At 46.8% G+C, this 14,372-nt stretch carries 12 protein-coding genes; 7 read left to right on the forward strand and 5 right to left on the reverse strand.

The window, feature by feature from the left end:
* The first annotated feature begins 10 nt into the window (after positions 1-10).
* A complete protein-coding gene (locus P3C17_RS05420; RefSeq protein WP_300928456.1) occupies positions 11-712 on the forward strand; it encodes an OmpW family outer membrane protein in 702 nt (233 codons plus the stop codon).
* Between the two features lie 53 nt (positions 713-765).
* On the opposite strand, the gene P3C17_RS05425 is transcribed toward P3C17_RS05420, so the two are convergent.
* On the reverse strand, positions 766-1,428 hold the full coding sequence (locus tag P3C17_RS05425) for a PilZ domain-containing protein (RefSeq protein WP_300928457.1): 663 nt from the start codon (positions 1,426-1,428) through the stop codon (positions 766-768).
* Positions 1,429-1,646: 218 nt separating this feature from the next.
* A complete protein-coding gene (gene purL / locus P3C17_RS05430) occupies positions 1,647-5,540 on the reverse strand; it encodes a phosphoribosylformylglycinamidine synthase (protein WP_300928458.1) in 3,894 nt (1,297 codons plus the stop codon).
* Between the two features lie 151 nt (positions 5,541-5,691).
* Here purL and mltF point away from each other — a divergent pair, with 151 nt between their 5' ends.
* Positions 5,692-7,143, forward strand: a complete 1,452-nt coding sequence (gene mltF / locus P3C17_RS05435; protein ID WP_300928459.1) for a membrane-bound lytic murein transglycosylase MltF — start codon at positions 5,692-5,694, stop codon at positions 7,141-7,143.
* 56 nt (positions 7,144-7,199) lie between these two features.
* Positions 7,200-7,367 (forward strand): hypothetical protein, encoded by a 168-nt coding sequence (locus P3C17_RS05440; RefSeq protein ID WP_233081291.1) that lies wholly within the window; start codon positions 7,200-7,202, stop codon positions 7,365-7,367.
* Here P3C17_RS05440 and tadA read toward each other — a convergent pair.
* On the reverse strand, positions 7,357-7,878 hold the full coding sequence (gene tadA, locus P3C17_RS05445) for a tRNA adenosine(34) deaminase TadA (protein ID WP_300928460.1): 522 nt from the start codon (positions 7,876-7,878) through the stop codon (positions 7,357-7,359). The two genes, P3C17_RS05440 and tadA, sit on opposite strands and share 11 nt — an antisense overlap.
* Positions 7,879-8,089: 211 nt before the next feature.
* Between tadA and P3C17_RS05450 the strand changes: the two genes are divergently transcribed.
* Positions 8,090-8,308, forward strand: coding sequence for a hypothetical protein (locus P3C17_RS05450; protein ID WP_300928461.1), 219 nt, complete (start codon positions 8,090-8,092; stop codon positions 8,306-8,308).
* Between the two features lie 216 nt (positions 8,309-8,524).
* On the opposite strand, the gene guaA is transcribed toward P3C17_RS05450, so the two are convergent.
* The gene (gene guaA / locus P3C17_RS05455) at positions 8,525-10,102 is read right to left on the reverse strand and encodes a glutamine-hydrolyzing GMP synthase (protein WP_300928462.1); all 1,578 of its coding nucleotides are present in this window, start codon (positions 10,100-10,102) and stop codon (positions 8,525-8,527) included.
* A gap of 72 nt (positions 10,103-10,174) precedes the next feature.
* On the reverse strand, positions 10,175-11,644 hold the full coding sequence (gene guaB, locus P3C17_RS05460) for an IMP dehydrogenase (protein ID WP_300928463.1): 1,470 nt from the start codon (positions 11,642-11,644) through the stop codon (positions 10,175-10,177).
* Positions 11,645-11,774: 130 nt separating this feature from the next.
* On the opposite strand from guaB, the gene xseA reads away from it, so the two are divergent.
* The 3 genes from xseA (at position 11,775) to P3C17_RS05475 (ending at position 14,314) form a co-directional block, all read left to right on the forward strand.
* On the forward strand, positions 11,775-13,127 hold the full coding sequence (gene xseA, locus P3C17_RS05465; protein WP_300928464.1) for an exodeoxyribonuclease VII large subunit: 1,353 nt from the start codon (positions 11,775-11,777) through the stop codon (positions 13,125-13,127).
* Complete coding sequence (locus P3C17_RS05470) at positions 13,127-13,579, forward strand: hypothetical protein (RefSeq protein WP_300928465.1); 453 nt, start codon at positions 13,127-13,129, stop codon at positions 13,577-13,579. Before xseA ends, P3C17_RS05470 begins: the two co-directional genes overlap by 1 nt.
* A 147-nt stretch (positions 13,580-13,726) precedes the next feature.
* A complete protein-coding gene (locus tag P3C17_RS05475; protein WP_300928466.1) occupies positions 13,727-14,314 on the forward strand; it encodes a TetR/AcrR family transcriptional regulator in 588 nt (195 codons plus the stop codon).
* Positions 14,315-14,372: the final 58 nt, after the last annotated feature.

Below are 14,372 nucleotides of genomic sequence, written 5' to 3' on the forward strand. Positions count from 1 at the left end.
GATCATTCTGATGAAAACAAGTTATAAAACCATCGCATCTCTGTTATTAGCAGTCTCTGCTGCCCCGGCTCTGGCGAACTGGTCAGTCAATATAGGCGCTATTACTGTGGCACCACAAGATTCCAGCAGCCACCTGAATGTAGTGGAAACTGTTGCTGGTTTACCGGCGAATTCCACTGAAGTGTCTGTAAATAACAATACTCAGTTGGGCATTACTATCGACTATCAACTGACTAAAAACTGGACCATTGAGCTGATTGCAGCCACACCCTTTAATCATGATGTGAAGGTGAAAGGTTCAGCTATCGATGGTTTGTCTGTAGGCAGCACCAAGCATTTACCACCAACTTTAGTGGCTCAGTATCATTTTGATTTGGGTGACAGCAGATTTGACCCCTTTGTAGGTTTAGGCATCAATTACACCAACTTCTTTCAGGAAGAAGTATCAGGCGAGTTGATCAGCACCTTACAAGCACTGAATGTGACCGATGCCGATGACAAAGTAGAGCTGAAATTAAAAGACTCAGTGGGTCTGGCTATACAGGCCGGTGTCAATGTCAAACTAGCGGATAGCTGGAGCGCCCATCTGATGCTGAGCAAAATGAATATCGACACTGAAGGTCGGGTGCAGGTGAATGGCAACACGATTCAGTCTGTGGACGTGACTATCGATCCTTATGTCTGGATGATCGGTGCTCGTTACTCTTTCTAATACTTAATAGATAACTAAGTTCCGGACAGCTTTTATGGCTGTCCGGTGCTTGTTCAGGACGCCACAGCTAATTTATCTAAATACAGCTGAGGTAAGTTAAACTGAATACCAATAGACAAACCCCGTTCTTCCAGTCTGGAATTACGCACTTCACCCTGAATTTTCTGATCAATGCCTATTTTTTCACATTGGATATGCAGGACTACAGGTGCCAAATTCACCTTACTGCCCTGATGCGACGGGTCAAACAAAAAACGACAACCACCGCTGGATACATCAATCAAATGGCCCTGAAAACTACGGGCATTCTGCACTACTTCCAGATTTAACCGCACCGAAGCAGGAATAAAAATACTGTTACGTCGTTCGTTACGTAAAGCACGACGTTGTATCACAGAGGGAAAGCTGATCACTGCCAATTTATCCGGAAAGCGGCTCAGCTGAAGTAATTCAGATCGAAAAGCGAAACATTCGCCGACTGAATCTTCGACTAAAAAACGACAGACCACAGCCAGACCGTTAATAAAAAACCGATCAGGCAAAGAATCGTCATCTACTCTGAACAACACATATTTACCGGCTTTATATCCCACCAGCTCACAGTTGCAGCGGCTTTTGCGCTGATCCAGCAATTCCAGATCAAAACGCTGGCCAATTTTAACATGCGACAGCCATTCTTTATTGTCAGGTTGTTCAGAACTAACAGCTACTTGCATACCTCATCCTTCAGGCTTCACCGACTTCATGTCGGACATCTCACTCAAACAGGTGAATAAAAAGAGATACAACTAGTTTGTGAAAAAATGTGTCAGGGATCAAGAAGAAAATGAAAATATCTGCAAACAAAACAAATTTACGATGAAAATTTAAAAATATCGCTACAAAAATGACAAAACCTGCCGAAGCAGGTCTTGTTTATATCATTTTTACAGTATTAGCCTAACCAGACTCTGGCATTACGGAACATCCGCATCCATGGGCTGTCTTCCTGCCATTCATCCGGATGCCAGCTGTTCGCCACAGTGCGGAATACCCGCTCAGGGTGAGGCATCATAATAGTGACGCGGCCATCGGTCGTAGTTAACGAGGTAATACCCAGCGGCGAACCGTTTGGATTCGACGGGTATTGTGTCGTCACATTGCCGTAGTTATCGACAAAACGTAAGGCCACAGTGCCACTTTGATCGGCGGCCTGCAGTGCTGTTTGCGATGCAAACTCTGCGTGACCTTCACCGTGGGACACGGCGATAGGCATACGGGAACCGGCCATACCTTTAAAGAATAAAGAGGCGCTTTCCTGCACTTCGACCAGGCTGAAACGGGCTTCAAAACGCTCAGACTTGTTGCGAACAAAACGTGGCCATAAATCAGCACCAGGGATCAGGCTCTTCAGATTCGACATCATCTGACAACCGTTACAGACACCTAAGCTGAAAGTCGTTTCACGTTCAAAAAACGCCGCAAACTCAGCACGGGCTTTGTCGTTAAAGAGCACTGACTTTGCCCAGCCTTCACCAGCACCTAATACGTCACCGTACGAGAAGCCACCGCACGCCACTAAACCATTAAACTCAGCCAATGAACGACGACCAGATAAGATGTCGCTCATATGCACGTCAACCGCATTAAAGCCAGCTCTGTTGTAAGCAGCTGCCATCTCGACATGAGAGTTGACACCCTGCTCGCGCAGAATAGCGACTTTAGGCAACACGCCTTTCAGGATATAAGGGGCTGCCACATCTTCGTTCAGGTCGAAGCTTAATTTTGCATTTAAGCCAGGATCCGTCACATCAGCTTTAGCCACAAATTCCTGACGAGCACCTTCAGGGTTATCACGCATCAGCTGCATTTGATAGGTGGTTTCGGCCCAGATGGTACGTAAGGTCGTACGGCTGTTGCTGTACACCAACTGATCACCGTGACTGATCTGAATTTGATCGTCAGTTGTCACTTCACCTAATAAATGCGCCACAGCAGATAAATCATACTGAGCTAAAATCGCCTGCACTACAGGTAAATCGCTGTTCGCTACTTGCAGCACAGCGCCTAACTCTTCACTGAAAAGTACAGCTAAGTTATCTGTGCCTAAGCTCTGGATATCCACTTTGACACCAGCTTTACCGGCAAAGGCCATTTCAGCCAGGGTGACAAATAAACCACCGTCAGACCTGTCATGGTAGGCCAGTAATTTCTGCTGAGCCACTAAAGCCTGTACCGCCTGATAGAAGTTCATCAGTAATTCCGGGCTTTCCAGATCTGGTGCTGTCTGGCCTAACTGCTTATAGACCTGAGCTAAACAGGATGCACCTAAACGGTTCGCGCCCTGACCTAAATCCAACAGGATCAGGCTGCTTGCGCCTTTGTCAGTGCGCAGCTGTGGTGTCACAGTACGGCGTACATCTTCAACACGGGCAAAAGCTGTGATGATCAAAGATAAAGGTGAGGTCACTGTCTTCTGTTCACCATCCTGTTGCCAGCTGGTTTTCATCGACATCGAATCTTTACCTACAGGGATAGTTAAACCCATAGCAGGACATAACTCTTCACCTATAGCTTTCACCGCCTGATACAAACCTGCATCTTCACCAGGGTGACCTGCGGCCGACATCCAGTTCGCCGACAGTTTGATATGCTTGATATCACCAATCTGAGTCGCTGCAATGTTAGTAATAGACTCAGCCACAGCTAAACGGGCAGAAGCTGCGAAGTCCAGTAAAGCCACAGGGGTACGTTCCCCCATCGACATGGCTTCACCATGGTAAGTATCGTAGGACGCTGCAGTCACACCACAGTTCGCGACTGGCACCTGCCATGGACCGACCATTTGATCGCGGGCCACTAAACCTGTGACTGTGCGATCGCCAATGGTGATCAGGAAAGTTTTTTCAGCAATAGTAGGTAAACGTAACAAACGCTCAGCCGCATCAGCTACTGTCACGCCGTTCAGATCTAAAGCTTTGCCTTCTGTGACTTGAGTTTTCACATCACGGTGCATTTTAGGCGCTTTGCCCAGCAGCACGTTCAGTGGCAAATCAATAGGCGTATTACCAAAATGCTGATCGGACAAGGTCAGGTGATGTTCGGCAGTGGCTTCACCCACTACAGCATAAGGTGCACGTTCACGCTTACAAATTTCTTCAAACACTGGCATTTGATCGGCAGGAATGGCCATCACATAACGTTCTTGTGATTCGTTACACCAGATTTCCAGTGGTGACATACCCGGCTCGTCGTTTGGCACGTTGCGTAATTCGAACTTACCACCGACACCACCGTCATTCACCAGCTCTGGGAAGGCGTTGGATAAACCACCTGCGCCTACGTCATGGATAAAACAAATAGGGTTTTTATCGCCCAGCTGCCAGCAGCGGTCGATCACTTCCTGACAACGGCGTTCAATTTCAGGGTTTTCACGTTGCACTGACGCAAAATCTAAATCTTCAGCCGACTGGCCTGAAGCCATAGAAGAAGCAGCTCCGCCACCTAAACCAATGTTCATCGCCGGGCCACCCAGCACCACCAGTTTGGCGCCAACAGGTAACAAACCTTTTTGCACATGTTCAGCACGGATATTGCCTAAACCACCGGCAATCATAATAGGCTTGTGGTAACCACGTACTTCTTCGCCATTGTGGCTTGGTACTTTTTCTTCGTAAGTACGGAAGTAACCCAAAATATTTGGACGACCAAACTCATTGTTAAAGGCAGCGCCACCTAAAGGACCATCTGTCATGATGTCCAAAGCTGTCACTATACGGTCTGGTTTACCAAAGTCGGTTTCCCACGGCTGTTCAAAACCTGGAATACGTAAGTTTGATACAGAAAAACCTGACAAACCGGCTTTTGGTTTGGCGCCTACACCTGTGGCACCTTCGTCACGGATTTCACCACCAGAACCTGTAGCAGCACCAGGGAATGGCGAAATAGCTGTTGGGTGGTTGTGAGTCTCCACTTTCATCAACACATGAATATCTTCATGGTTGTAGCCATATTCCTGAGTATCAGCAGACGGGAAAAAACGACCCGCTTTAGAGCCTGTCATTACAGCGGCGTTGTCTTTATAAGCGGACAACACGTGCTCTGGTGTTTTTTCAAAAGTATTTTTAATCATTTTAAACAGCGACTTTGGCTGTTGTTCGCCATCTATAGTCCAGTCGGCGTTAAAAATCTTATGACGGCAGTGCTCAGAGTTGGCCTGCGCAAACATATAGAGTTCAATATCATTTGGGTTACGGCCCAACTGATTAAAATTCGTCACCAGATAATCGATTTCATCGTCAGCTAAGGCCAGACCCATGTCGATATTGGCTTTGACTAAGGCTTCACGGCCACCTGTGATGATATCCACTGAACTTAAAGGCGCGGGTTCAGCTTTACGGAATAAGGCAGAAGCTTGTTCAAACTCGCTGAACACCACTTCCATCATGCGGTCGTGCACTAAGCCCTTTAACTGCTGCAGCTGAGCTTCAGTCAAGGTAGCCGTGGTCTGGACATAATAAGCCACACCACGCTCTAAACGTTTGACCTGGCTCAGACCACAGTTTTTGGCAATATCAGTCGCTTTGGAAGACCATGGAGAAATGGTGCCAGGACGTGGTGTCACCACCAGCAACAACCCTTCTGGTGCATGGCTGACGATAGTAGGTCCGTAAGTCAGCAATTTGCTTAAAGTCGTTTGTTGTTCAGCCGACAATTCGCTGCTTAAATCAGCAAAATGCATAAATTCGGCATAAACACCACTGACAGGCAAGGAGGCTTTGGCACAAAGATCGATGAACTTCTGAACTCTAAACTCGGACAGTGCAGGTGCACCACGCAGGATCAACATAGGTTTTTTTTCCGTTGGTTGAGCGACAATGGAACCCAAAATCAGGCGCCGCATTATAAAGAAAAAACGCCAGTAATGGTATGAATAAGATCTGACGACCTGCAGGAATTTTGGTATAAATGGCGCAGATTTAAAGCAAAGGCATAATCGGATGATTCGATTTGGTATTTTAGGAGCTGTATTAACAGCAGTAGTTTCTTGTACTCCGGTACAGGAACCTGTTCAGCTTCATCAAATTTATCAAAGAGATAGCATTCGTGTAGGTATTTTAAACAGCCCTACCAGCTACTACGTAGGAGCCGATGGCCCTACAGGTTACGACTATGAACTGTCGGTGGCTTTGGCAGAAAAATTAGGCGTTGAACTGGAGTTATTTCCCAGCTATCAGCGGGAAGAGTTGCTGCAAAAACTGGATTCAGGCCAGGTTGATTACATAGCTGGTGGTTTAGCTGTGACGGACAGCCGCAAACAAAAGTACCGTATAGCGCCAGCTTATTTATGGCGTAACGAAGTGCTGGTGTACCGTAAAGGCAAAAAAAAGCCGGGCAGTTTTAACGATATTAAAGCCCCTATTCTGGTCCCTAAAGACAGTTCTTTGGCTGAAACACTCAAAGAAGTACAAAAAGATCATCCACAATTGCAATGGCAGGAAAGTGAATCTGAGGATGCAGATGAACTGCTGCAGCAAGTCGAAGACGGTAAAATTCCTTATACGCTGGTCGATTCCAACTTATTGGCTGTGAATCAGCGTTTTTTCCCCAACCTCACAGTCGCTTTTAAAGTGAAAGAACAGCAGCCCGTAGCTTGGCTTCTGAGCAACAAAGCCGACGATTCGTTTTGGGCTGTGTTGATTGAGTTTTTTGGGCAGAATTATCAATCCGGCGATTTACTCAGCCTTGAAGACAAATACTTTGGCCACATCCGCCGTTTTGATTACATCGCCACGCTGGATTACATCAAAGCTATTGAAAAAGATTTACCCCGCTATCAGCCTTTGTTTGAAAAGTATGCGGGTAATTTTGACTGGCGTTTATTAGCTGCTATTGGCTATCAGGAATCAAACTGGCGGCCTGATGCCAGAAGTTCGACTGGTGTAGTGGGTCTAATGATGCTGACTGTAAGCACTGCTCAAACCATGGGCGTCAGCAGCCGGCTGGATCCTGCGCAAAGTATCAGAGGTGGCGCCCGGTATCTGCAGCGTATGGTGGAACGTATTCCAGAGCGGATCCAGATGCCAGACCGGCTCTGGTTTGCTATCGCAGCTTATAATATTGGCTGGGGCCATGTTGAAAGTGCTCGTGTACTGACAGAGCGCGATGGTGCCAATCCGGACCAATGGCATGAAGTGAAACAACGCCTGCCTTTGCTGCAGCAAAAACGTTATTACCAGAATACAAAACTGGGTTACGCCCGTGGTGCTCAGGCTGTTTATTATGTTGAAAACGTGCGCCGTTTCTACGACACCTTATTGTGGGTTGATGAAAAGAAAAAAACTGAGCAAAGGTTAGATCAACAAAAACAGCGCCTTAACGAGCAATTTGGTGATAAAGCAGTAAATTCAGAAGAAAAGTCAGGGAACATCAGCACTCCTAAGCAGTCTTAGTGTTGTAACTGCATCGCTAAGCTTTTATATTAGCGAAAATAATTTGGAGCCTTTGAATGTTAAAACGTAAAAAACCAACAATGCTGCGCAAGCGGCGATTAATGGATGTTGCATCCAGCAGAAGACGGGTCAGCCGTAATATGACAATGTTAAAATTAAACAGACGTCGCCGCTCTTTTCAGTCCATCCAGGATTTAGCCAGCGCCACCGAAGCTATTGCTTAAACTCTCCTTCCTCACCACTCTGTTGTTTTTCCTGCTGTTTTAAAGCCTTTTGTTCAGCCCTGCGACGGCGGAAAAATTCAGAGAGTTTGTCTGCACATTGCTGCATCAAAAGACCATCCGATACATCAAGCTGATGGTTTAATATCGGATGACGCACTATATCCAGCACTGAACCTGCGGCTCCTGTTTTGGCATCTTTAGCGCCAAACACCAAACGTTTTATTCTGCTGTGCACCAACAGACCTGCGCACATAGCACAAGGCTCTAACGTGACATACAAGGTGCAATCAATTAAGCGATAATTGCCAATTTTTTCTGCCGCCTGACGGATGGCAATCATTTCTGCATGAGCGGAAGGATCATTGAGCTGAATCGACTGATTCCAGCCCTCCCCCAGCACCACGCCGTCTTTTACCACCACAGCACCTACCGGAATTTCGCCGCTTTGTTCCGCCTTGTCGGCAAGCTGCAAAGCATACTGCATCCAGTATAAATCGTTGTCTGCGGTCATCTTTGCCTCTTGTGTTGCTGCTGAATCTGGCTAATTTTACCAGCTAAGGTTAAGCTTTTGGCTATATTTTAGTGAGTTTACTCAAAGCTTTATATGTACAAATGAGCTAAGCATTTGAATAAAAACAAGATGTTAACTATGGTATAACACTTGCTAATTGTTATACGCATATTGATCAGTTCAGTTTTTACAGACTTAGGGAAGGAATATCATGGGACCATTTGAAATAGGTTTTGTCGCTGTTGTTGGCGCTTTTGGTTATGCTTTTTATGAAAACTACACTAAAACACAAATCAAACTAAAAAGTGCCGGCCAGTCGAGTGACGAAATCAAACAACAAATAGAGCAGCTAAAAGAAAGGGTAGCGACTTTAGAAGCTATTGTGACAGATAAATCCTATCAGCTGAAAAATGAAATTAATAAGCTGTAAAAAGCGAAAGGGGCAGATTAAATCTGCCCCTTTTCTATCCAATCGACTCAAAGCTGCGGCTTCAAGTACGAAGGATCTACCCAAAGTAATTGGAGTTGCAGCTAGGCGACAAGTGTTCTCGCCCAAGGAGCATAGTTGTCCTATGTGACTTCGGCGAGCCTCTCTCAACACGAGCAGGCAGTCAACAACGCTGCGGCTTCAAGTACGAAGGGGAGATTATTCCCACTCAATAGTTGCTGGAGGCTTACCCGAGATGTCGTACACCACACGGGAAATACCGTTCACTTCATTGATAATGCGGTTAGACACCTGACCTAACAGCTCGTATGGCAAATGTGCCCAATGTGCTGTCATAAAGTCGATAGTCTCTACGGCGCGGATAGACACAACCCAGTCGTATTTACGGCCATCGCCCATTACACCCACAGATTTCACTGGCAGGAATACAGTAAAAGCCTGACTGACTTTGTCGTACCAGCCTGAATTACGCAGCTCTTCGATAAAAATCGCGTCTGCTTTGCGTAATAAATCACAGTATTCTTTTTTCACTTCACCTAATACACGCACACCTAAACCCGGGCCTGGGAATGGGTGACGGTACAGCATGTCGTATGGCAAACCTAAAGCTAAACCTACTTTGCGCACTTCATCTTTAAAGAGTTCACGCAGTGGCTCGACTAAGCCCATTTTCATATCAGCAGGTAAACCGCCAACATTATGGTGCGACTTAATCACATGAGCTTTACCGGTTTTAGACGCTGCAGATTCAATCACGTCAGGGTAAATTGTGCCCTGAGCTAACCAGCGAGCATTGCTTAGTTTTTTCGCTTCTTCGTCAAATACTTCGACGAAAACGCGACCTATGATTTTACGCTTGGCTTCAGGTTCAGCTTCACCTTTTAAGGCGTCGAGGAAACGGTTTTCAGCTTTGACATGAATAATGTTCAGACCAAAATGATCACCAAACATTTCCATCACTTGCGTGCCTTCGTTTAAACGCAATAAGCCGTTATCGACAAAGACACAAGTCAGATTTTTGCCGATAGCGCGGTGTAATAACATAGCGACAACGGAAGAATCGACACCACCTGATAAACCTAAAATAACCTGATCATCACCCACCTGCTTTTTGATGTTGGCAATAGCGTCATCAATGATGGTGGCCGGAGTCCAGAGTTTTTCACAACCACAGATATCAACCACAAACTGCTCTAACATGCGCAGGCCCTGACGGGTATGAGTCACTTCAGGGTGGAACTGTACGCCGTAGAACTGACGGGCTTCGTTAGCCATAGCGGCATGAGGGCAAGTTGGCGTTTGCGCAGTCGTGACAAAACCTTCTGGGATTTGTACGACTTTGTCGCCATGACTCATCCAGACATCCAATAAGCCACGGCCTTGTTCGTTCAGATGATCTTCAATACCGGTGAACATGGCATTTTCTGCAATCAGTTCAACCTGAGCATAACCAAATTCGCGATGCTCGGAACCGGCCACTTTACCGCCCAGTTGCTCAGCCATGGTCTGCATGCCGTAGCACACACCCAGCACAGGCACGCCGGCTTCAAATACATAAGATGGTGCGCGAGGCGAGCCAGCTTCAGTCACACTTTCAGGGCCGCCAGATAAAATAATACCGGTTGGAGCAAATTCAGCGATTTGTTCAGCAGTAACGTCCCATGCCCACAGCTCGCAGTAAACGCCAATTTCACGCACACGACGGGCGATCAGCTGAGTGTATTGCGAACCGAAGTCGAGGATCAGAATTCGATGGAAGTGAATGTTTTTGCTCATAATCACCTTAGTAACAAATGTCGAATGGATAAAACACAGAGGCTGGCAAAACGCCAGCCTCTGATTAAGCGGTTAACCTAAGCGGTAGTTTGGTGCTTCTTTGGTGATTTGCACATCATGCACGTGCGACTCACCCATACCAGCAGAAGTTACTTTGACAAAGACCGGCTTAGTGCGGACTTCAGCAATAGTAGAGCAACCTGTTAAGCCCATAGAAGAGCGCAGGCCCCCCATTTGCTGGTGAATAATAGTGCCGATTGGGCCTTTGTACGCCACACGGCCTTCGATACCTTCAGGCACTAACTTCTCAGCGTTGTTGCTGCCCTGGAAGTAACGGTCAGATGAGCCATTACGTTGTGCCATAGCACCTAATGAACCCATACCACGGTAAGATTTGTAGTAGCGCCCCTGATACAGTTCAACATCGCCCGGCGCTTCTTCAGTACCGGCAAACATTGAACCTACCATCACGCAATGCGCACCAGCCACTAAAGCTTTAGCTATATCACCTGAGAAGCGGATACCGCCGTCAGCGATAATACAAACGTCCATGCCCTGTACGCCATCTACTGCATCAGAGATAGCTGTCAGTTGAGGTACACCACAACCTGTGACAATACGGGTGGTACAAATAGAACCTGGGCCTATACCCACTTTCACAGCGTTGGCACCAGCCAGAGCTAAAGCTTTTGCGCCTTCAGCTGTGGCGACGTTACCGGCCACTATTTGTAAATCAGGGTATAAAGCGCGGGTTTGACGGACCCGGTCTAACACACCTTCAGAGTGACCGTGTGAGGTATCTATTAATAAAATATCTACACCAGCTTCAACTAAAGCAGCAATACGTTCGTCTGTGCCAGGGCCTACGCCCACAGCAGCGCCCACACGTAAGCGCCCAAATTCGTCTTTACAGGCGTTTGGTTTGCTGGCGGCTTTGTTGTAATCCTGTACTGTGATCAGACCTTTTAATTTAAAAGCATTGTCGACCACTAATACTTTTTCAATACGGTGCTTGTGCATTAAAGCCAAAGCTTCAGCACGTGGACCAGCTTCGTTCACTGTAACCAAACGCTCTTTTGGCGTCATCACAGAAGAAATAGCCAGCTGTGGATTGGTTTCAACGTTCAGGTCACGACCTGTCACTATGCCAACCAGGTTGTTGTCAGCATCGACCACAGGGAAACCAGAGAAACCATGTTGAGCTGCCAGTTGCTGCACTTCACGGATACTTTGTTCCGGACGTACAGTCACAGGGTCTGAGACTACACCACTTTCGTATTTTTTTACTTTACGAACATTGGCTGCCTGCTCTTCGATGGTCATATTTTTGTGAATAAAACCTAAACCGCCTTCCTGTGCTAAAGCAATAGCTAAACGGGCCTCGGTGACAGTGTCCATAGACGCCGATACCATAGGAATATTTAACGTAATTTTGCTGGTCAATTGAGTCCGCAGGTCTGCGGTATGGGGTAACACAGTGGAGTGCGCCGGTACAAGTAACACGTCGTCAAATGTAATGGCTTCTTTCACGATCCTGAGCATTGCAACAATCTCGCTGTTAAAAAAAGAGGGGGGAATGTTGCGGCGCAATTTTATCCGCTTTTGCGCCTTGCCACAATCAATTTTTCGCTTTTGTGTTACATTAACTGCCTGAACCACCGGAATCCAAGCCATGTCGCAAGCTGATATTTACACTGTCTCCCGTTTAAACTCTGAAGTTCGCCTGACACTTGAGCTGCAATTTCGCCAGCTCTGGTTAGTGGGTGAAGTGTCCAATTTTATCGCTGCCTCTTCCGGCCACTGGTACTTTTCGTTAAAAGATCAGGCTGCTCAGGTCAAAGTGGCAATGTTTAAACAAAGCAACAGATACGCCAGCCTGCAGCCAAAAAATGGTCAGCAAATTTTGATCCGAGCCCGTATCAGTGTGTACGAACCCCGTGGTGAATATCAATTATTGGCCGATATGCTGGAACCTGCTGGTGACGGCCTGCTAAAACAGCAATACGAACAAATCAAAGCCACTTTAGCCGCCGAAGGTTTGTTAGCGCCAGAGCGCAAAAAGCCGCTACCAAAAAAAGTACAAAAAGTTGGAGTGGTCACCTCCCCTACAGGCGCAGCCATTCGCGATATCATTACAGTACTGCAACGCCGCGCTCCTGCCCTGGAAGTTATTATTTATCCTTGTTTAGTTCAGGGTACTCAGGCTCCGGCGCAAATTTACAATGCCATTCAAAAAGCCATCTCCCGCAATGAAGTGGATGTGCTGCTGATTGGCCGTGGTGGTGGCTCACTCGAAGATTTATGGTGTTTTAACGATGAACAGGTAGCGCGCTTAATAGCCCACTGCCCTATTCCAACCGTCAGTGCTGTAGGTCATGAAATAGACTTTACCATAGCCGACTTTGTGGCCGATGTGCGTGCAGCCACGCCATCAGCTGCAGCTGAGCTGGTATCACCTGATCAGCAACAACAACTGCAGCTAGTGCTCTCAGCAGAGCAACGCTTGCAACGTTCGATGCAAAGCTACTTAAGGCAGCAGCAGCCGCGTTTAACGGCTTTGGTGCATCGCTTAACTTTGCTTGACCCGGCACGACGTTTACAGCAACAGCAGCAGTATCTGGATGAATTACAGATGAGGTTGCAAAATGCCTTGCTACGACGCATCGATAAAGCGACCCAACAGCAGCAGTTTTTGCGACATCGTTTACAGCAACTGACGCCACTGGTGCGGATTAAACAGCAGCAACAAAAGCTGAGTCAGCACAACCATCAGTTGCACCAATCCATGCAGCAAGTGCTAAAGCAAAAGCAGCAGCAGTGGTTATTGCAAAGCAGCCGTTTGCATACGGTCAGCCCACTGGCGACTTTAGAGCGCGGCTACAGCATCAGCTTTGATGAACAGCAGCAAGTGATCACTGATGCATCGAAGTTACAGCCAGGCCAACAGGTAAAAACCCAGCTGGCAAAGGGGCATTTTATCGCCCGTATAGAACAGATTTCTGCCCCCTCTGATGCAATAAACTGATGCCGCAAACTGATATCAGGCAAGTCGCCACAGAATTAGTCCAACTGCTTGGCCCAACAGACTGGGCCATAGGCGGCAGCTTTTTACTGCACTGTTATGGCATAGAACCACAAGCCAGGGATTTGGATTTAGTCTGCACATTGGAACGCTTTGAACAGTTTAAAACCCTGCTCAGTCAGTATGCTCACACTGTGCCTGTATCGCTACATCCCATTTATCGCAGCAAGGGCTTTGCCCGTTTCAATAAAAATGGTCTTGTGATCGAACTGATGGCGGGCATACAAGTGCTGAAAGACGACGGTTTGCAGCAATTTTTATTTCAGCCAGAGAAAACCTGTTGGCAGTTGGGTTTGCCTTTGATGCAACTGTCGGATTGGCTTGAGTTGTATCAGTTGTTTGAGCGGCCAAAGCGCGTGGCGCAGCTACAGCACTACTTGAACTCAACCCCCTGAGTCATTAGTTCGCAAATATAAAAGTCCAAAACTCAACCACTTAGACCTCATCTCGTTCAAATGTATAAAATGCTCAAAAAAAGTACTTGCCAGCAGGCACAATTAAAAATATGATAATCATCATATTAGCAACTGCAGGCCATTTTGATGACAGCTTTAAGTAAAAAAGAGATGACCCACCAGCGAATTCTGCAGACTGCTGCAAAAATTATTCGCCGGGATGGCTTTGACTCTTTGGCTGTAGCTGATGTGATGAAACAAGCGGGTTTAACACACGGCGGCTTCTATGCGCATTTTGCCAACAGAGACGCATTGTTGGCCGAGGCCTTAGGGTATGCAGGCGCTGAATCTGCAGAAATACTCAGACAAAGCCTGGCACAAGCCATCAGTGAAGGCGGTGAACCACTCACCGCCTTTATCGAAATCTACCTGTCAGAGCAACACCTGAACAATTGCACTGAAGGTGCAGGTTGTCCTGTTGCAGCACTTGGTTCAGATTTTTTCCGACTGGACACAACGACAAAAGCTATAGCAGGCAAACTTATTGAGGCTTATGTGGAAAAAGTGCAAGAGCTGAGCAATCAAAAGCTAAACCGCGAGAGTGCGTTTTTACTGACCAGCACATTAATTGGCGCGCTTCAGCTGGCACGGGGTTTAAAAGGCACAGCTCAGGCCAGCTTTTATTTAACAGCAAGCCGTGAAGATTTAGTTCGACGTCATTCAGATAGTCAGTAAAACTAATAAGCGGGTTAACCCTTTTTTTAAATCAAAATATGATAACCATCATATTAAA

Source organism: Rheinheimera sp. 1928-s (genome assembly GCF_029269265.1).
Classification (GTDB): Bacteria; Pseudomonadota; Gammaproteobacteria; order Enterobacterales; family Alteromonadaceae; genus Pararheinheimera.